We start from the raw sequence: 19,205 nt of genomic DNA on the forward strand, positions 1-19,205 counted from the left end.
CCGGGGCACGCCGCGCGGGCGAGCGTGGACGACGGAGTCGGCATCCTGCCGACGAACTGAGGAGGAGCCATGTCACGTCACACGACCTCGGCGTCAGCCGTCGCCTCGCTGGCGGCGATCCTGCTCGTGGCAGGTCCGGTGCATGCGCTCAGCCGGCCCGGACCCGCCGTCCAGCCCTCGGCGGTCACGCTGGTGGCTGCCGGGCCGGGGTGCGTCCTGCCGGCCGCGCCTCCTCGACCCGAGCGCGGACCGCTCAGCCCGGGCGGGCCGATGCGCGCCTACTGACCGCCGACAGGCACGGCCTCGGCCGAACGGCCGAGTCGATGGGCGGGCGAACGACCGATGCCCCGGGTGCCCGGAGTCGAGAGGCTCTCGTCAGGACGAGAAGAGCCCCGGCGAGAGGCAGTGCGATGGTTCCGAAGCACGCGTGGCGCATCCCGGGCGGCCTGATCCTGCTGAGCCTGGTCCCGATGCTCGCGGGGTCGATCCGGCTGGCGGAGCTGGCCGGCGACCCCGCCGTCACGCCCGACAACGAGCGGTTCGTGACCATGCCGCTCCCGGTGGTGGTGCACATCGTGGGCGCCACGGTGTTCCTGCTGCTCGGGGCCTTCCAGTTCCACCCCGGGCTGCGTCGGCGTCGGCCCGCCTGGCACCGCCGGGCCGGACGGGTGGTCGCGCCGGCGGGGATCCTCGCGGCGCTCGCGGGGCTCTGGATGGCCTCGTTCTCCGACCTCCCGGCATCCGACGGGACGCTGCTCGAGGTGTTCCGCTGGGTTTTCGGGTCGCTCATGGTCGCGTCCCTGGTGCTCGGCGTGGCGTTCATCCGTCGGGGAGACGTCGTCACCCACAGCGCGTGGATGACCCGTGGCTACGCCGTCGGGCAGGGCGCAGGCACGCAGGCGCTGATCTTCCTGCCGTGGACGCTGGTGATCGGCGCGCCGGGCCTGACCGTGCACGCGCTGCTCATGGGCGCGGCGTGGGTGATCAACCTGGCGGTGGCGGAGTGGATCATCCGCCGTCGGCGGGCCGTCGTCCGGGGGGCACACGCCGAGGTGCTGGTGGCGACCTGACGGGGTCTTCCCCCGTGATGTCGTCGTCGGCCGCTATCGTCGCCGGAGCCAGGACGACGACGGGAGCGCAGTGACTGACTGGGGACCACTGCCGTACCACCGCGACGTCACCGCGATCCTCGAGCGTGAGAACCCGGTGGCCGTCGTCGCGCTGCGCCCGACGTCGGGGACGGGCCTCGACCAGCTGCTGCTGCGCCAGACGTACCGGGTCGACGCGACGGGACACCCCGACGTGCACGCGGCGGTCCAGCGGGCGGCGGACGCCCTCGGGGTCACCGTGCCGATCGAGATCTACGTCGACGAGGGCGGTCAGGGCAGCAACGCCGAGCTGCTGTACGTGCCCGACAAGGCCGTACTGGTGCTGACCGGCGGCACGCTCAACCTGCTGGACGCCGACGAGCTGTGCGCGGTCGCGGGGCACGAGCTGGCCCACCACGTGCTGTGGACCGCGGAGGGCGGCCGGTACCTCGCGGCGGCCCGGCTGCTGGACGCCGCCGAGTCGGATGCGCGCACGCCGTCGGAGTACCTGGAGACCGCCCGCCGGTTCCGGCTGGCCACCGAGCTGTACGCCGACCGCGGGGCCGTGCTCGCGTGCGGGTCGCTGATCACGACGGTCAGCGGCCTGGCCAAGGTGGTGACGGGGTTGACGAAGGTCGACGCCGCGGCGTACCTGCGGCAGGCGGCCGAGGTCGACTACAGCGTGCCGAGCGCCGGCACGACGCACCCGGAGACGGTGCTGCGCGCGTGGGCCCTGCAGGAGTGGAACGAGCGCGGCGAGGGGGCCGATCCCGCGGTGATGGCGGCGCTGGGCCCGCAGCTCGACCTCGGGGCTCTCGACGTGCTCGGGCAGGAGCGGCTCGCGGAGGTCACGCGGTCGCTGGTGTGGCTGCTGGTGGCCGACGACGTGGTGCGCAGCGACGAGGCGCTCGCGCTGGCGGAGGGGTACGGCGTGCTCGTCGGCACCCAGGCGCCCGCGCTCACCGACATGCCCACCGACCTGCCGCCGGAGACCCGCACGTACCTCGCGGCGGTGCTGCTGGACTTCGGCACGGCCGACGACGGGCTCGAGGCGGTGGTGGCCGTCGCCCGCCGCGTCGGCCTGGCCACGGACCTGCTGGAGCTGATCGGTTCCGAGCTCGACCTCGGGCAGCGGGCCACGGCGAAGCTGGCGGCGGTCTGATGCGCCACCTGATCGGTGAGGCCGTCGCGCGCGGCGGGCTGCCGGCCGACGACGTCCTCGGCCTGCTGCTGCCCATGTTCCGCACGGTGCAGTCCCTGCACGAGACCGGGCGGGTCGCGCCGCTGCGGGGGCTGGACGCGCTCGACCGCGTCGACGACGAGCCCGTGACCATCGACGTGTCGCCGGCCGGACCGCCGGTGCGCAACCGCGCCGCGATCGCGGCACTCGAGGTCTCGGGCACGGTCGACGTCGAGCACCGCACCGCCTCCGAGGGGGAGCTCCCCGGGACGCCCGAGGAGGGCGGGATGCGGATCGTCGCCGGCTGGCAGCGGTGGGAGCACCTGGTCGGCCACCACGACGAGCTGACCGACATCGGCAGCCTGGGCGAGCTGCTGGTGGCCCTCCTGTGCGGGCTCGACCTCGCCGACGAGGGCGACGCCGCGCTGCTGCAGCGGCGCCGGAACAACCTCTTCGCGCTGGCGCCCGCACTGCACCCGGTGCTGGCCACGGTCGCCAGCTCGATGATCGCGCCGGACCGGCGGCGGCGGGCGCAGAGCCTGGCCGACGTGATCGGCCGGCTCGACACCTACCGCGACCAGCCCGAGGACTTCGACCTCGAGCGCGTGCTGGGCACCCGTCCCGACGCCCGCGCGGCCGTGCTGGAGAACCTGCGCGACCGGCTGTTCGACGCCTCGCGGCGCAACCCGCTGCTGCACTTCCGCCCCACCGGCCGGACCCTCAACCTCACCGAGGCGTCGGTGCCGCTGGTGCTCGACGTCCGCAACATCCGGGCGACGCAGCTGTTCACGTGGGGCGGCCCGGCCTCCGCGCGACTCGTGGACGGGAAGGCCGTCGACGTCGGCTCGGTGGTGCGGTGGGACGACGCCCCCTACGCGGCCGCGTCGCTGGACGCGATCATCTCGTCGGCCCGCCGCGACCGGGCCGAGTACGGGCGCGACCAGCTGCGGCTCGTCGTCGCCTTCCTGCGCTGGCACGACGTGAAGAACGACCCGGGCACGCCGATCGAGTCGCCGCTGGTGCTGGCGCCGGTCACGCTGACCAAGCAGCGCGGGGTGCGCGACTCCTACCGCCTGCAGATGACCGGCACGACCGCCGAGGTCAACCCGGTGCTGCGGCACCAGCTGGACGAGCTGTTCGATCTGCGGCTGCCCGAGACGATCGACCTCGCCGACGACGGCGCGGTCGAGCAGCTGCGCGCCAGTATCGAGAAGCAGGCCCGCGCGACGCAGCCCGCCGTGGTGGTCGGCCTCGTCGACAAGCCCAAGATCGAGCTGGTCCGGCACCGCGCGCAGGTGGCCCAGCAGGCGTACCGCCGACGCCGCCCGTCCACCCGTCCCACCTTCGGGCGTCGGCAGTACGCGTACTCCTACCGGCGGCCGGGCTGGGCGCCGCTGGGCGTGCAGATCTTCCGCGACCGGATCGAGCGCCGACCGATCCCGCTGTCGGTCGAGCTGGGCGACCGGGCGGCACCGCAGCACATGGTCGAGACCTTCACCGTGACGTCGACCGCCGACGACAACCCGTACACCTGGGACGTCGACCTCACCATGGTCACGCTCGCCAACTTCAACTACCGCACCCTGAGCCTGGTCCGCGACTACGACACCCTGCTCACCGAGCCGATGCCGAACGCCGCGTTCGACGAGCTGTTCTCGACCGCGCCGCGCGACGTCGCCCCGGCGGCCGCGACCATCCCGATGACCGACCGCTACCTGGTGGTCCCCGCCGACGCGTCCCAGCTGGCGGCCGTCGCGCAGGCACGGTCCGGCGACAACTTCGTCATCCAGGGCCCACCCGGGACGGGCAAGTCGCAGACGATCACCAACCTGGTCGCCGACTTCGTCGCGCACGGCAAGCGCGTGCTGTTCGTCTGCCAGAAGCGGGCGGCGCTCGATGTCGTGCACGCCCGGCTGCGGGCGCAGGGCCTCGACGAGATCTGCACGCTGGTGCACGACAGCCAGGAGGACAAGAAGGAGTTCGTGCACGGGCTGCGCGCCACGTACGAGCGGTGGCTCGCCGACGACGAGCCGCTGGAGGCCGTCGAGGCCCGACGGAGCGCGCTCATCGACGCCACGACCGCCGCGCTGGCGGAGGTCGGGCGGTACGAGGAGGCGCTCGGCGCCGACGGCGGGGGCGTGGCCGTGCAGGAGGTGCTCGAGCGGCTGGTGTCGCTGCGCGGCTCGCGGTGGGGTGCGGCTCTCACACCGGTCGAGCAGGCCCTGCTTCCCGAGCCGGGTGACTGGGTGCCCGCGCGGCCACGGGTCGACGCGCTGGTGGCGGCCCTGGCGCGTGCGGCCGCGCCACCGGTCCTCGCCCGCACCCCGGTCCGGCTGCTCGACCTCGCGGTGCTCGACCAGCCGCGCGCCGACGCCGTCGTCGCGTGGCGGGCCGAGGAGGCCGTGCACGCGATCGACGCGGTGCTCGCCGTGCTGCGCGCGGCCGGAGCGGCGGCCGACGGCGACGGCCTGACCGTGGACGACGCCGATGCCGTCGGGCAGATGCACGCCGTCCTCGGCCCGCTGGTGCAGCGCGGGTTGGGCGACGCCGTGACGCCGCGCTCGCGAGAAGCCCGCCAGCTGGAGGACGCGGGGGTGGCCTGGCGCGAGACCGAGGCGGCGGCGGACGCCGCCGACCGGGCGGCCGTCGGGTGGCGCGAGCCACTGTCCGCGCCCGATGCCGCCGCGGCCCTGGAGATCGCGCGGCGGCGGGAGGCGTCCTTCTGGAAGTTCCTCGACGGCGGCTGGCGCCGCGTGCGGGGGCTCGTCGCTGCCGGCTTCGACGCCGGCGACCGCCAGGTGCGGCCCACCGCGGTCCAGGCGCTCGAGCTGTTGGTCGCGCGGTACGACACCGCGGCCCGGGCGGACGCCCTGTCGCAAGAGCTCGCGCGTGACTGGGGGCACGGCGACCTCGCGGTCCTCACTGAGCGGATCGCGGCGATCCGTCGGTACACCGGCGCGCTCGCGGTCTGGCGCGCCCGGCTGGCCGACGAGCGGCCCGACGACGAGCTCGACCGGCTGCCCGAGCTGGTCGAGGCCGTGCGGTCCGGCCTTGCGGGCGTCGTCTCGGGAGCCGACAACCTGTCGCTGGTCGCCCTGCGCGACGAGCTCCGCGGGCTGACCGGGCCGGACGGCCAGGCGCTGGTCCGGGCCGTCGCGGCGCCGCTGCGCGACCTCGCCGACACCCCGGCCGTGCTGCCGGCGCTACGCCGGCTCGACGCGTCCCCCGACCAGCTCGAGTACGCGGTCGTCGCCGCCTCGATGCGCGAGGCGCGTGCAGAGCTGCCTGCGCTGAGCCGGCTCGACGGCGACCGGCTGGCGGACCTGCTCGACCGTGTCGCCGACCGGGCTCCCGCCCTCCAGCGCGCGAACGCCGAGGTCATCACGGCGCGACTGCGGACCCGGTTCGCCGCCGCGGTGGCGCACTCGCAGCGCAGCGTGAGCGGGATGGACCTCGAGGACCGCGCCGCGAAGGCGGTCTGGATGGCCGGGCGGCGCGAGCTCGAGCACGAGTTCGGCAAGGTCCGGGCGTACAAGTCGATCCGGCACCTGGCATCCGGGGACCCGGGTGCGGTCGTCGCCGCGATGCGGCCGGTGTGGCTGATGAGCCCGTCGTCGCTGTCGGACACCCTGCCTCTGGAGGGCTCGTTCGACGTCGTCATCTACGACGAGGCCAGCCAGATCCCCGTCGAGGAGGCCGTCCCCGCGCTGTTCCGCGGCGCTCAGGTGATCGTCGTCGGCGACCGCATGCAGCTGCCGCCGACGCGGTACTTCCACGCGGGCGGCCCTGCTGCGACGTCGGACGAGGAACCGCTGGACGACGACACCCCCGTCGGCTCCGTCCTCGACTCGGACAGCTTCCTCGGCGTCGGGTCGGTGCGCCTGCCGTCGACCATGCTGACCTGGCATTACCGCAGCCAGTACGAGGCGCTCATCCAGTTCAGCAACGCCGCGTTCTACGGGGGGCGGCTCACCACGATCCCGGACCGGACCCTCACCCACGTGCGCGCTCGTCCCCTGGAGCTGACGGTCGGGTCGTCGCCTTTGGCTGACGACGTCGTGGCCGCGGTCGACGGGCTGCTCGAGCGCAGCATCAGCGCCATGCGCGTGCTCGACGGTGTCTACGTCCAGCGGACCAACCCCCAGGAAGCCGTCTGGATCGCGCACCTGGTCCGGGAGCTGCTGTCCCGCGAGACCGGCCAGACCATCGGCATCGTGGCGTTCTCGGAGGCGCAGCAGTCGGAGATCGAGCGTGCGCTGGAGCGCCTGGCCCGCGACGACCCCGAGTTCGACCGGCGCTACGACGCCGAGGTGGCGCGCGAGGAGGACGGGCAGGTGGTCGGGCTGTTCGTGAAGAACCTGGAGAACGTCCAGGGCGACGAGCGCGACGTCATCCTCATGAGCGTCTGTTACGCCGCGGGGCCGGACGGGCGCATGCGCATGAACTTCGGCCCGATCAACAATGCGGGCGGCGAGAAGCGGCTCAACGTCATCTTCAGCCGCGCCCGCCGGCACATGGTGCTGGTCAGCAGCATCGACCACACGGCGATCACCAACGTCTACAACGACGGCGCCAACACGCTGCGGGGCTTCCTCCACTACGCCGACGCGGTGTCCAACGGCGACGCCGCGGCGGCGGACGGCGTGCTGGCGGGCCTGCGGGAGCGGACCGGGCGCTCCGTCGGCCCGGACGACAGCCCGATCGTGGAGCAGATTGCCGACGCCCTGCGCGCCGCCGGTGTCGAGGTCGTCTCCGGTGTCGGGCAGTCGGCGTTCCGCTGTGACCTCGCGCTGCGCCCGCCGGGCTCGCCGGTCCATACGGTCGGGGTGCTGGTCGACCAGTCCGCGCGGTTGGGGTCGCTGTCTCTCGACGAGCGCCGCATCACCCAGCCGACCGCTCTGCGCTCCGGCGGCTGGCGGGTGCTGCAGGTGCTCGGCGCCGAGTGGGAGTCGGACCCCGCCAGCGTGGTGCGGCGGCTCGTCGCTGCGGTCGAGCTGCCGGATCTACCGGTGGCCGCCGACCCCGAGAGCGCGGAGCATGACCGCGAACCGTCAGTCTGAGCACACCCGTCGATCCCACGGAGGACTCACGCGGACGTCGTGAGGCCCAGCTCTTCGTGCTGGCCGCGGAAGATCGCCGTCCGCAGCTCGATGGTCCACGCGTCGAGCGCCGGCATCCCGGCGGCCTCCGCGACCGCGAGCTCAGCCTCGACGTCGTAGGGCACGCGGACGATCTGGACGCTGAACACGTCCCCGGCCCCCTCGAGGATCACGTACGACGGCGTCGCCTCGTCGAGCGGGTTGCCGACGCTCCCGACGTTGACCAAGGTTCGGCCGCGGAAAGTCTCGACGTAGGCGTCGTGCACGTCGCCGTAGACCACCACGGTCGGCTCGGGACCGTCGCCCGTGAGCGACGTGCTGGCGAACATGCCGGCGAACTCCTCGTCGGTGTGGTGGAAGTGCACTCGCGTGTAGACACTGGTGGCCGACGCGTGGAACAGCCGGATACGCCGGCCGGCGAGCACCAGGTCGTGGCTGAGCGGGAGCCCGGCGAGCCAGGAGCGGTCCTCGGCCGTCAGCTCGTCGTGCCACCACCGAATTGCGGTGTCCTCGTGCTGACCCGACACCGGGAGGAAGTCGTCCCAGTTGCCTCGGACCGTCACGGCGCACCGCTCGCGGCTGCGGGCGACGGTGGCCGATCCGCGCGGACCCTTTCCCGCGACGTCGCCGAGGTTCAGCACCGTCGTGATCCCGCGGGCATCGATGTCCGCGAGCACGGCATCGAAGGCGGTGAGGTTCCCGTGCACGTCGGACAGGACAGCGATGCGCTCGGCGCCGGTCATGCGCGCCAACCTAGAGGACGAGCGAGGCCTTCGGCGCACCCACGGCGACGCATCCGCGAGAACGCCGAGACGTCGATCGCACCGCCACTGGGCTGGACAGCCGCCTGACATCCTGCGGCAGACGACCGAAGCGCGGGGGCGGCACGCGAGCCTGAAGGCCCGCGGTATCAGAAGGGTGGGTCGCCGAGGTCCGGCCGCGGTGGCGGTGGGGGTCGGTGTTCGAGCGCGCCGGCGGTGATGTGGACGGGGATGGGGTGGCGGGCGTAGGTCAGTCCGTGTCGGTCGGTCCAGGTCGAGACCCCGGTGGCGGGGTTGTGGGTGACGTTCCACCAGCCTTCGGTCTTGGCCTGGTGGTGGTGCTTGCACAACGCGTGCAGGTTCGCCTCGCAGGTCTGCGGGTCATGCCCATCGGGTGGTCGGTCGTGGTCGTAGGGGATGCGGTGGTCGATCTCGCAGCGGGTGGCGGGTTGCCGGCAGCCGGGGAAGGTGCACGTGACGTCCCGGGCCTGGATGGTGCGGGTCAGGTCCGCGCCCGGCCGGTAGGCGTCGGTCCCCACGGAGCACACCAGCCCGGTGTTTGGGTCGGTCAGGACGCGTCGCCAGGTGCCGTCTTGGGCGAGCTCGCGGGCGACCTGCGCCGGGATCGGCCCATAGGACCCGAGGAACCCGGGGGCGTCGTCCAGGCCGAGCAACGTCGTCGCGGCCACGGTGACCTGCACGGCGACGCGTTGCCCGTGCTTGCGGGGCAGCGGGGTGCCGTCCGGGGTGCTCTGCCGGTCCAGGATGCCGGTGAACACGTCCGTGAACGCGTCCGCCCGCCGCTGATCCACGGACCGCTCGTCCCCGTCGAGGGTGGCGTGCCCGGCCAGGGCGTCGATCGCGGTGAACGCGGCGGTCGCCTCGGCGGCGGGCAGGTAGGCGATCAGGCGGGCCATCGCGTCGGGGGCCAGGTCCAGGAACACCCCACGCCGGTCCCGTTCGGCCACGCGCCGCTTCTCGGCGTGGCCCGGGTTCAACGCGATCAGCGTGGCGCGCAGGTGCCGGGTCAGCTGCGGGGCGGTCAGGTCCCCGGCCCGGTGCACCGCGTCGGCCACCGCGACGTCCAGGTCGTGGGGGTCGATGCCGGCACCGGCCTTGGAGACCTCGTCCAGGATCACGTCGACCTTGCGCCCCTCGATGGCGCCGGCCGCCCACGCGTCCCCGAGGGCGGGGTGCTGGGCGGCACCCCAGGCGCGCAGGAACACGAGCTCGGCGGCCCGTTTCGTGCACACCAGCGCGCACGCCAGCTCATCGGGGACGTGCCGCAACGCATCCGGGGTGCGCGCCCCGAGCTCGCGGGCGAACGAGCCCTGCAGCGCCTGCAGCATGGTGATCGCCTGCTGCGTGGCCGCGACCGCGTTCACCAGGGCCGCCCCAGACACCTCGGCAACCGGCACGGACGCGAGCATCGCCACCAGGTCCGCCACGCGGACATCGGGCAGCGGGAACTCCTCCACCGCCGCCAGATCGATCACCCGCGCACCCGGCCCGGGAACGGGCGCCGCACCTGGGCGAGCACCATGACCCGAGTCCGCCCACCCCAACGCAGAGGGAGCGTGATTCGTCGGCGAGATGGCGTGTCGCGCGCCGGGCAACGGGGTGGTCGGCAGGCTCGCTGCGGCCCGGGTCCCGGCTTCATCCGGAGCCGTGCGTGTGCGGTCCGTGCCGTACCCGGCGAGGTGATCGCGCGTGGGCTCGGCCAGCACCGCGGTCATCTTCGCCACCTCCCCGCCTACACCAACCACCCGATCCGGGCATAGAACAAGTGTACGATCGACCACTGACATCCGCCCCTGACCTGCACCGACACGGCGGCTGGCCGAGGAAGGGAGCGCGGCCGCGCAGTGCCCGAGGTGCAGAACCCGCAGCTCGAGTGCGAGGGGGCGAGCGCAATCGGGCGCCGGTCAGGTGTGTGCGAGGCGTCGCGTACGACGGCTGCGACGACGAGCGAGCCCTACTCCCCGCGCGGCTCGTCGACCGATCGCAGCACGCGGCACGGCACCCCGACGGCGACGACGCGCGGCGGGACGTCCTGTGTGACGACGCTGCCTGCACCGATGACACTCCCGGCGCCGATGGTCACGCCGGGCAGGATCACCACGTTCGAGCCGATCCACACGTCGTCCTCGATCCGCACGGGCAGAGAGAACTGCCACCCGCCCACGCGCTCCTCGGGCACGGTCGGGTGGCCGGCCGTCGAGATGGTGACGTTCGGCGCGATCATCACGCGGTCCCCGATCACGATGTCGGCGTCGTCGACGAGCACGAGGTTGAAGTTCGCGTAGAACCCGTCGCCGACGTGCACGTGCGAGCCGTACGAGACGTGGAACGGCGGCTCGATCCAGGCGCCGGCGCCGACGGACCCGAGCAGCTGCTGCAGGAGAGAGGTCCGCAGGGCGGCATCCCCCGGCCGTGAGTGGTTGAAGTCGTAGGCCAGCTCCTTGCCGGCCACCCGCTCGGCCTCCAACGCCTCGAGCCCCGGCCCGTAGTCGACGTAGAGCGAACCGTCGTTCATCGCCGCTCGCACGACGTCGTACTCGTGGGTCACCAGGTGCTCCTCTAGGGTTGCGCGCAGACATTCGAATCGATCCGAGAATCCCACAGGACGTCACATGACTGCGCCGTACCAGGACCCAGCCCTCCCCGTCGCGGAGCGCGTCGCCGACCTCGTCGGGCGCATGACGCTCGAGGAGAAGGTCGGGCAGATGATGCAGCTCAACGCCAAGGACGGCGTCGAGGACCTGGTCCTCAACCTGCACGTCGGGTCGATCCTGCACACGTCGCCCGAGCGGGTCCGGCAGGCGCACGAGCTGACGGCGCAGACCCGGTTGCAGATCCCGCTGCTGATCGCGGAGGACTGCATCCACGGGCACTCGTTCTGGGAGGGCGCGACGATCTTCCCGACGCAGCTCGGCATGGCGGCCACCTGGGACGCCGACCTGCTGGAGCGGGCGGCTCGCGCGACGGCCGTCGAGGTCGCGGCGACCGGGATCCACTGGACGTTCTCGCCGGTGCTCTGCATCGCCCGCGACCTGCGCTGGGGTCGCGTGAGCGAGACGTTCGGCGAGGACCCGTTCCTCATCGGCGAGCTGTCGTCGGCGATGGTCCGCGGCTACCAGGGCGACGGGCTGTCCGACCCGACCGCCATCCTGGCCACCGCCAAGCACTTCGCCGGCTACTCCGAGACGCAGGGCGGTCGCGACGCCAGCGAGGCAGACATCAGCCGCCGCAAGCTGCGCTCGTGGTTCCTGCCGCCGTTCGAGCGCGTGGCCCGCGAGGGCTGCCGCACCTTCATGCTCGGCTACCAGTCGATGGACGGCGTGCCGATCACCATCAACGACTGGCTGCTCAACGAGGTGCTGCGCGGCGAGTGGGGCTACACCGGCACGCTCATCACCGACTGGGACAACGTCGGCCGCATGGTCTGGGAGCAGCACATCCAGCCCGACTACGCCCACGCGTCGGCCGCGGCGATCCGCGCCGGCAACGACATGGTCATGACGACGCCGGGGTTCTTCGAGGGCGCTCAGGAGGCCGTGCGCAGCGGGATGCTCGAGGAGTCCGCGCTCGACGCAGCCGTCGGCCGCATCCTCACGCTGAAGTTCGAGCTCGGGCTGTTCGAGGACGCCCGGCACCCGTCCGTGGAGCGCCAGCAGGAGGTCATCGGGTCCGCCGAGCACGTCGAGCTCAATCTCGAGGTGGCCCGCCGCTCCCTCGTCCTGCTCACCAACGACGGCACGCTCCCGCTGGACAAGACCACCAAGACCATCGCCGTCATCGGCCCCAACGCCGACGACCAGCACACGCAGCTCGGCGACTGGGCCGGCGCCTCGGGCCAGGCGGACTGGCTTCCCGACGGACACCCGCGCGAGATGACGCAGACGGTCCTGGACGGTTTCCGCGCCCAGGCACCAGAAGGCTGGACCGTCACGCACGCGCGCGGCGCGGACATCCTCACGCTGGGTGCCGATCCCGAGGGCGAGTTCTTCCCCGACGGCCAGCCCCGCCCGCAGGTCGTCATCCCCGTGGCGCCGGACGCCGACCTCATCGCGGAGGCCGTCAAAGCGGCAGAGGCAGCAGACGTCGTCGTCGCTGTCGTCGGGGACCGCATCGAGCTCGTCGGCGAGGGCCGCTCCACGGCCACGCTCGAGCTCGTCGGCGGGCAGGTCGCCCTCCTCGACGCCCTCGCACGGACCGGCAAGCCGCTGGTCGTCGTCGTCATCGCGAGCAAGCCGCACGTCCTGCCGCCGAGCGCCATGAACGCGGCCGCGATCATCTGGGCCGCGAACCCCGGCATGCGCGGCGGCCGCGCGATCGCGGAGCTGGTGCTGGGCCAGATCGAGCCGTCGGGCCGCCTGCCGATCACCTTCGCCGAGCACGTCGGCCAGCTGCCGATCTACTACAACCAGCTCCCGGCGCAGCACGGGACGCGGTACGCGGACCTCACGCAGCGGGTGCCGTTCGCGTTCGGCGAGGGGCTGTCCTACACGACCGTCACGTACGAGGACCTGCGGGTGGTCGAGCCGGTGCTCGGCGCCGGCGACACGGTCCGCGCGCAGGTCACGCTCCACAACACCGGCGACCGGCCGTCCCTCGAGACCGTCCAGGTCTACGTGCGAGACACCGTCACCACGGTCACCTGGGCCGAGAAGGAGCTCAAGACGTACAAGCAGGTGCTCGTGAACCCGGGCGCGCGCGTGACGGTCGGCCTGCAGCTCCCGGTCGCGGACTGCACGATCGTCGACGCCGCCGGCAAGCGCATCGTCGAGCCCGGCCAGTTCGAGCTGCTGGTCGGCCCGTCGTCGCGCGACGAGGCGCTCCTGCGCGCGGGCTTCGTCGTCACGGGATGATCGACGCGACGGGCGGCTGACACCCACCCGTCCCGAAGAAGGAGCGCCATGCACGGCAACCCCCTGCTCGCCGAGGCCCGGATCGACCGCTTCGTGGCCGACCGGATCGCCCCGGCCGTCTACCGCGATCGCGTCCCGCTCGACCTGACCGCGTGGACCGCTCCCGGGGAGCCGGTGCCGTTCCGAGAGGCGGTCGGCCAGGACTTCGCGTCGGTGGTGCCGGGTCTCGCGTGGGGCGCGCCGTGGAGCACCACCTGGTTCCACGTGACCGGCCGGCTACCCGATGGCTGGCCGGGCGAGGGCACGGTCGTCGAGCTGGTGATCGACCTGGGGTTCACCCGGACGGGTCCGGGGTTCCAGGCCGAGGGCCTGGTCTGGCGGCCGGACGGGACGACGATCAAGGGCGTCTCGCCCCTGAACCAGGCGGTGCCATGGACGGGCGGCCCGGACGTCGACGTGTTCGTCGAGGCGGCGGGCAACCCGGACATCGCGAGCAGCTTCGGGTTCGTCCCCACCCCGTACGGCGACCTCGCCACGGCCGGCACCGACCCGCACTACGTGCTGGGGCGCGTCGACATCGCGCTGCGGGACGTCCCCGTCTGGGAGCTCCTGCAGGACCTGACCGCACTGGTCGGCCTGATGAAGGCACTGCCCGTGGACTCGACCCGGCGGGCGAGCATCCGCGTCGGGCTCGAGGACCTGCTCGACACCGTGGACCCCGACGACGTCGCGGGTTCCGCCGGCGCCGCCCGCGAGTCGCTGCGGCCGCTGCTCGACTCTCCCGCCTCGGCGAGCGCCCACCACGCCTACGCGGTGGGCCACGCACACATCGACTCGGCGTGGCTGTGGCCCCTGCGGGAGACCGTCCGCAAGTGCGCCCGGACCTTCTCCAACGTGATCGCCCTCATGGACGCCGACCCGGACTTCGTGTTCGCGTGCTCGTCGGCGCAGCAGTACTCCTGGATGAAGGAGTACTACCCCGAGCTGTTCGCGCGGATCCGGGAGAAGGTCGCGGCCGGCCAGTTCGTGCCGGTCGGCGGGATGTGGGTCGAGTCCGACACCAACATGCCGGGCGGCGAGGCGATGGCCCGGCAGATGGTGGCGGGGAAGCGGTTCTTCCTCGACGAGTTCGGCATCGAGACCCACGACGTGTGGCTCCCCGACTCCTTCGGGTACTCCGGCGCCCTGCCGCAGATCGTGCGGTCGGCGGGCTCGCGCTGGTTCCTCTCGCAGAAGCTGTCGTGGAACGACACCGACCGGATGCCGCACCACACCTTCACCTGGGAAGGCATCGACGGCTCCCGGGTGCTCACGCACTTCCCGCCGGTCGACACGTACAACTCCGACCTGTCCGCGCGCGAGCTGCTGCACGCCGAGGCGAACTTCGCGGAGAAGGGTGTCGCCGGCTCCTCGATCGTCCCGTTCGGCTGGGGCGACGGTGGCGGCGGCCCGACGCGCGAGATGCTCGCCTCGGCGCGCCGGTTCGCCTCGCTCGAGGGAGCCCCCACGGTCGAGCTGGGCAGCCCGAACACGTTCTTCGCCCGGGCCGAGGACGAGCTCACCGAGCCGTCGGTGTGGACCGGGGAGATGTACCTCGAGTTCCACCGCGGCACGTACACGTCGCAGGCGCGCACCAAGCAGGGCAACCGCCGCAGCGAGCACCTGCTGCGCGAGGCGGAGCTGTGGGCCGCGACCGCCGCCGTGCAGCGAGGAGCCGACTACCCCTACGACCGGCTCGAGCGGCTGTGGCGGACCACGCTGCTGCACCAGTTCCACGACATCCTGCCCGGCAGCTCGATCGGCTGGGTGCACCGGCAGGCGGAGGAGACCTACGCCGCGATCGGCGCCGAGCTGGAGGACGTGATCTCGACCGCCGTGGCCGAGCTCGTCGGCGACGGCGACCTCCCCGTGCTGCTCAACGCCGCGCCGCACGCTCGCTCCGGGGTGCCGGCTCTGGGCGCGGGCCCGGTCGAGGCAACGGCCGGCGACCCCGTGACCCTCGTGCGAGGAGAGGACGGCACCGTCCGGCTCCGCAACGGGCTGATCGACGTGCAGCTGACCACCGGCGGTCAGATCGACTCGCTGCGCGACCTCACCGCCGACCGCGAGGTGATCCCGGCCGGCGCCCTCGCGAACCTGCTCCAGCTGCACCGCGACACCCCGGCGCGATGGGACGCGTGGGACATCGACAGGGAGTACCGCCGGGTGGGCACCGACCTGCTCGACGCGGACAGCCTCGAGGTCGTGTCCGAGACCGCCGAGGCCGTCGTCGTGCGCACGACGCGGTCGTTCGGTGCGTCGCGGCTGGTGCAGGACATCACGGTGCGCCGTGGCAGCGCGGCGATCGAGATCGTCACGGAGGTCGACTGGCACGAGCGGCAGAAGCTGCTCAAGCTCGCCTTCCCGCTCGACGTGCTGTCGGACCGGTCGGCGGCGGAGACCCAGTTCGGGCACGTGTACCGGCCGACCCACGCCAACACGTCGTGGGACGCGGCCAGGTTCGAGATCTGCGCGCACCGCTGGGTGCACGTGGGCGAGCCGGGCTACGGCGTCGCGATCGCGAACGACGCCACCTACGGGCACGATGTCGCCCGCCACCCGAACGGCACGACGGTACGGCTGTCGCTGCTGCGTGCCCCGCTCTTCCCCGACCCGGAGGCCGACCAGGGTCGCCACCGGCTGACCGCCGTCCTGCACGCGGGCGCGACGATCGCGGACGCCGTCGAGGACGGCTACCGCACCAACCTGGCCGAGCGCGTCGTGCGGGGTGCGCGCCCCGCGGACCCGCTGGTCACCGTCTCGAATCCCGCCGTGGTGGTCGAGTCCGTCAAGCTCGCCGAGGACCGCAGCGGTGACGTCGTCGTGCGCCTGTACGAGTCGCTGGGAGGGCGTGCGCGTGCGACGCTCGTGCCTGGCTTCCCGGTGTCGGGGGCCCGAGCGGTCGACCTGCTGGAGCGCGACGTCGACACCCCTGGGGTCACGGCGACCGACGAGGCCGTCGAGCTCGCGCTGCGCCCCTTCCAGCTGGTCACGCTGCGCCTGCCGCTCGCCGTCGAGAGGAACCCGCTGTGAAGACCTTCACCCTGGCCGGCACCGACATCGTCGTCCCCAACGTCGTGCTCGGGCTCATGCGCATCACGGAGAAGTCCGACGACGAGATCCGCGAGCTGATCGCGGCCGGCCGCGACGCCGGGATCACGATGATCGACCACGCCGACATCTACGGCGGCGCGATGCACGTGTGCGAGCGCCGGTTCGCCGAGGCGATGCGGCTGACCCCGGCCGACCGCGCCGAGATCGTCATCCAGACCAAGTGCGGCATCGTGCCGCCCGACGGGTTCGACTTCTCCTACGAGCACATCATCGAGTCGGTGGACGGGTCTCTCGCCGCGCTCGGCACCGACTACCTGGACATCCTGCTGCTGCACCGCCCGGACGCCCTGGTGGAGCCGGAGGAGGTGGCGCGCGCGTTCGACGAGCTCGAGGCCGCCGGCAAGGTGCGCGCGTTCGGCGTCTCCAACCACACGCCCGGCCAGATCGAGCTGCTGAAGAAGTTCGTGCGGCAGCCGCTCGTGGCCAACCAGCTGCAGCTGTCGATCACGCACTCGTCGATCGTCGCGCGCGGGGTCGCGGCGAACATGCAGGCCGAGGACCAGTCGATCGACCGCGACGGCGGCATCCTCGACTACTGCCGCCTGCACGACATCACCATCCAGGCGTGGTCCCCGTTCCAGGCGGGCTTCTTCACCGGGGTCTTCCTCGACTCCCCGGACTACCCGGAGCTCAACGCGGTGATCGACCGCTTGGCGACGAAGTACGACGTCCCGACGATCGCGATCGCCACCGCGTGGATCACCCGGCACCCCGCGCAGATGCAGGTCGTTCTCGGCACCACGAGCCCGGACCGCGTGACGGGTGCGGCTCAGGGCTCGGACATCCCGCTCACCCGGGCCGAGTGGTACGAGCTGTTCCGCGCGGCGGGCTACATCGTCCCGTAGACGATCTCGCCGAGAGCCCACTGCTGCACGGGCAGTGCCTGCGTCGCGGCGCACGTGGAGAGCAGGGGGGCCGACGAGGTCTCGACGAGCGTCACCGTCAGCGGACCGTCGGGTCCGACGAGCACCACCGACCAGCCGTCATCGGTGCGGTCCTCCCGAAGCGGCGGGTAGGCCTCCAGCCGGTCGGACGTCCGCGCGAAGTGCTGCGCCGCCTGCACGGGGTGCGAGTACGAGCTGCGGCCGCGGAGGAGCTCCGGCACCACGCGTCCGTCGAGGTAGGCGGCGGCCACCGCGACCGCGTCGCCGTCGTCGACCCACCCGTAGTAGAGGCCGTGCGGGAGGAGCACCATGGTGCCGGCGAAGCGGTCGCCGCCCAGGTGCGAGCACTCCCAGGTCTCCTCCGGGTACGCCTGCGCCAGGCGCGCGGCCACGGAACGCCCGCGCACCGCGCAGCACTGGTCGTGCCGGCCGTGGGCGCACACCGCGAAGACCGGCCGGTCCGACGGCACGCCCGCGGACCCGTCGAGGGGGACCTCGAGCAGCTCCTCCGCCCGGTCGACCCGGCCCCAGCGGACGCTCTCGCGGGCGGGGCGGGAGTCGACGAGCGCCCACCGCGTGCCGTCCTGGGGGGACCGCCGCCCGGGACGACGGATGGCGAGCGGTCGGATCCCGGCGCCCTCGACCCGGTGCACCAGCGCACGGCCGAGGGCGGCGTCGAACGGCGGGTCGAGCAGCGCGTGCCGACCCCAGCCCGCCTGGTTCTCGACGAGGAACCAGCGGTCGCCGTGCGACCCGGTGCCGACGAGCGAGTCCTGCCGGGCGCGGGCGCCGTCGCTGCAGGGCACCCACCCGTCGGTCACTCCGACGTCACCACGACACCCTCGCGCAGCAGCCGCCGGACGACCACGAGCGCGCTCGCCAGGTCCAGGCCGGGCAACGACCCCACGGCGACCGGCTCCCCGGTGCGCAGCGCGCGCAGGGCGCCCGCGGCCTCGGCCGGGAGCGACAGCACGGTGCCCCGGGCGGTGAGCCGGACCTTGTCGCCCGCATCGTCGATGCGGCCGCCGAACGAGTCGCGCCAGCGGACGGAGGTGTGCTCGGACAGCGCGGTGATCGCGTCCAGGGTCGCCAGCGGCGCGACGGGCTCCGGGCGGGTGTCCCTACCGATCCGGGCGCCGAGCCGGCGCGCGGCGAGCTCCGCGGGGTCGGCGCTCGCGGACAGCGCGCGGACGAGGTCGGCCACGGTCTCCTCGACGATCGGCCGCAGCTGCTCGGGGTCGCCCACGTCGATCCCGAACGGCAGGGACGCGCGGAGAGCCGGCGAGTCGCCGACCAAGCTGAGCAGCGTGTCGACGACGTCCGCGCGCGTGTACGCGGCCATGCCGACGGTGAGGTGGATGGACGTCGCGCCCAGCGCGGTCGCGGAGTGGATCCAGCCGCGCGGCAGGTAGAGGGCGTCACCGGGCCGCAGCACGCGGTCGATCACCGGCTCGCCCGCACCCGCCGCCGCGACGGCCGCACGGTGGTCGGTCCACACCTGGTCCTTGAGCGGGTCGGGGTGCACGGGGGCGTGGATGACCCAACGCTTCTCGCCGGAGACCTGCAGCACGAACACGTCGTGGGTGTCGTAGTGCGGCGAGAACCCCTGCGACGACGGCGGCGTGACGTACGCGTTGACCTGCGCCGGATGCCCGATCTCGTCGACCAGCCGCCGCGTGAAGTCGATTAGCGGCGGCCACATCCGGTGCAGGCCCTGCAGCACGATCGTCGCTCCCGCCGCGAGCTCGGCGAGCACCTTGTCGCTCGACACCTGGTCGGAGACCTCGGCACCGAACCCGCCGGACGCCGTGAACCGCCCCGGCGCGAGCACGTCGCCCTCGTGGGCGAGCCGGATGAACGGCGTCCGCAGGCCGCGCCGACCGATCAGCTCGTCGACGGCCGGGGGCGAGAACAGGTCCGTGAAGTCGTCGTTCGCCGGCGAGAGGAGCGGCGCGCGGCCCCAGTGCTCGCGCGCGAACTGCTCGTCGGGGACGTTGATGCAGCGCGAGAGCGCGGACCGGATGACCGGCCCGCGCTCCGTCAGGGTGCGTGAAGGCACTACGCCGAGCCGTCCGCCCCGCCGTCGCAGCCGCCCGCGTACGGGAGCCGGAACTCGTCCTCGAGGCCCAGCAACGGCCCGAGGAACATGATGATGGACCGGGTCCGACG

Annotated in this window: 12 protein-coding genes; 7 read left to right on the forward strand and 5 right to left on the reverse strand. The window is 73.1% G+C overall.

Going from position 1 to position 19,205, the window contains the following annotated elements; translation table 11 throughout:
- The first annotated feature begins 69 nt into the window (after positions 1 to 69).
- The 4 genes from ACXJKA_RS15645 (at position 70) to ACXJKA_RS15660 (ending at position 7,328) form a co-directional block, all read left to right on the forward strand.
- Positions 70 to 285, forward strand: coding sequence for a hypothetical protein (locus tag ACXJKA_RS15645; RefSeq protein ID WP_456826139.1), 216 nt, complete (start codon positions 70 to 72; stop codon positions 283 to 285).
- A gap of 125 nt (positions 286 to 410) precedes the next feature.
- Positions 411 to 1,070 carry a DUF2306 domain-containing protein gene (locus ACXJKA_RS15650; protein ID WP_456826140.1) on the forward strand — a complete coding sequence of 220 codons (660 nt, stop codon included), beginning with the start codon at positions 411 to 413 and terminating at the stop codon, positions 1,068 to 1,070.
- Positions 1,071 to 1,140: 70 nt separating this feature from the next.
- Positions 1,141 to 2,250 carry a M48 family metalloprotease gene (locus ACXJKA_RS15655; protein ID WP_456826141.1) on the forward strand — a complete coding sequence of 370 codons (1,110 nt, stop codon included), beginning with the start codon at positions 1,141 to 1,143 and terminating at the stop codon, positions 2,248 to 2,250.
- A complete protein-coding gene (locus ACXJKA_RS15660) occupies positions 2,250 to 7,328 on the forward strand; it encodes an AAA domain-containing protein (RefSeq protein ID WP_456826142.1) in 5,079 nt (1,692 codons plus the stop codon). The genes ACXJKA_RS15655 and ACXJKA_RS15660 overlap by 1 nt, the downstream gene beginning before the upstream one ends.
- Positions 7,329 to 7,354: 26 nt before the next feature.
- On the opposite strand, the gene ACXJKA_RS15665 is transcribed toward ACXJKA_RS15660, so the two are convergent.
- From ACXJKA_RS15665 to ACXJKA_RS15675, 3 genes are all read right to left on the reverse strand, one after another.
- Positions 7,355 to 8,110, reverse strand: coding sequence for a metallophosphoesterase family protein (locus ACXJKA_RS15665; protein ID WP_456826143.1), 756 nt, complete (start codon positions 8,108 to 8,110; stop codon positions 7,355 to 7,357).
- A gap of 167 nt (positions 8,111 to 8,277) precedes the next feature.
- On the reverse strand, positions 8,278 to 9,624 hold the full coding sequence (locus tag ACXJKA_RS15670) for a DUF222 domain-containing protein (RefSeq protein WP_456826144.1): 1,347 nt from the start codon (positions 9,622 to 9,624) through the stop codon (positions 8,278 to 8,280).
- Positions 9,625 to 10,103: 479 nt separating this feature from the next.
- Positions 10,104 to 10,697: a sugar O-acetyltransferase gene (locus ACXJKA_RS15675; RefSeq protein ID WP_456826145.1), complete on the reverse strand. Its 594-nt coding sequence runs from the start codon at positions 10,695 to 10,697 to the stop codon at positions 10,104 to 10,106.
- A 64-nt stretch (positions 10,698 to 10,761) separates the two neighbouring features.
- Between ACXJKA_RS15675 and ACXJKA_RS15680 the strand changes: the two genes are divergently transcribed.
- Genes ACXJKA_RS15680 through ACXJKA_RS15690 form a run of 3 tightly spaced genes read left to right on the forward strand, consistent with a single transcriptional unit; the run spans position 10,762 to position 16,997 of the window.
- Positions 10,762 to 12,999, forward strand: a complete 2,238-nt coding sequence (locus tag ACXJKA_RS15680) for an exo-beta-d-1,3/1,6-glucosidase (RefSeq protein ID WP_456826146.1) — start codon at positions 10,762 to 10,764, stop codon at positions 12,997 to 12,999.
- A 48-nt stretch (positions 13,000 to 13,047) separates the two neighbouring features.
- Positions 13,048 to 16,071, forward strand: a complete 3,024-nt coding sequence (locus ACXJKA_RS15685; RefSeq protein WP_456826147.1) for an alpha-mannosidase — start codon at positions 13,048 to 13,050, stop codon at positions 16,069 to 16,071.
- Positions 16,068 to 16,997, forward strand: coding sequence for an aldo/keto reductase (locus tag ACXJKA_RS15690; RefSeq protein WP_456826148.1), 930 nt, complete (start codon positions 16,068 to 16,070; stop codon positions 16,995 to 16,997). Before ACXJKA_RS15685 ends, ACXJKA_RS15690 begins: the two co-directional genes overlap by 4 nt.
- Here ACXJKA_RS15690 and ACXJKA_RS15695 read toward each other — a convergent pair.
- Positions 16,982 to 17,857 (reverse strand): sucrase ferredoxin, encoded by an 876-nt coding sequence (locus tag ACXJKA_RS15695; RefSeq protein WP_456826149.1) that lies wholly within the window; start codon positions 17,855 to 17,857, stop codon positions 16,982 to 16,984. The two genes, ACXJKA_RS15690 and ACXJKA_RS15695, sit on opposite strands and share 16 nt — an antisense overlap.
- The gene (locus ACXJKA_RS15700; protein WP_456826150.1) at positions 17,854 to 19,095 is read right to left on the reverse strand and encodes a cupin domain-containing protein; all 1,242 of its coding nucleotides are present in this window, start codon (positions 19,093 to 19,095) and stop codon (positions 17,854 to 17,856) included. Before ACXJKA_RS15700 ends, ACXJKA_RS15695 begins: the two co-directional genes overlap by 4 nt.
- Positions 19,096 to 19,205 lie beyond the last annotated feature (110 nt).

It is taken from the genome of Cellulomonas sp. P5_E12, from assembly GCF_054049315.1.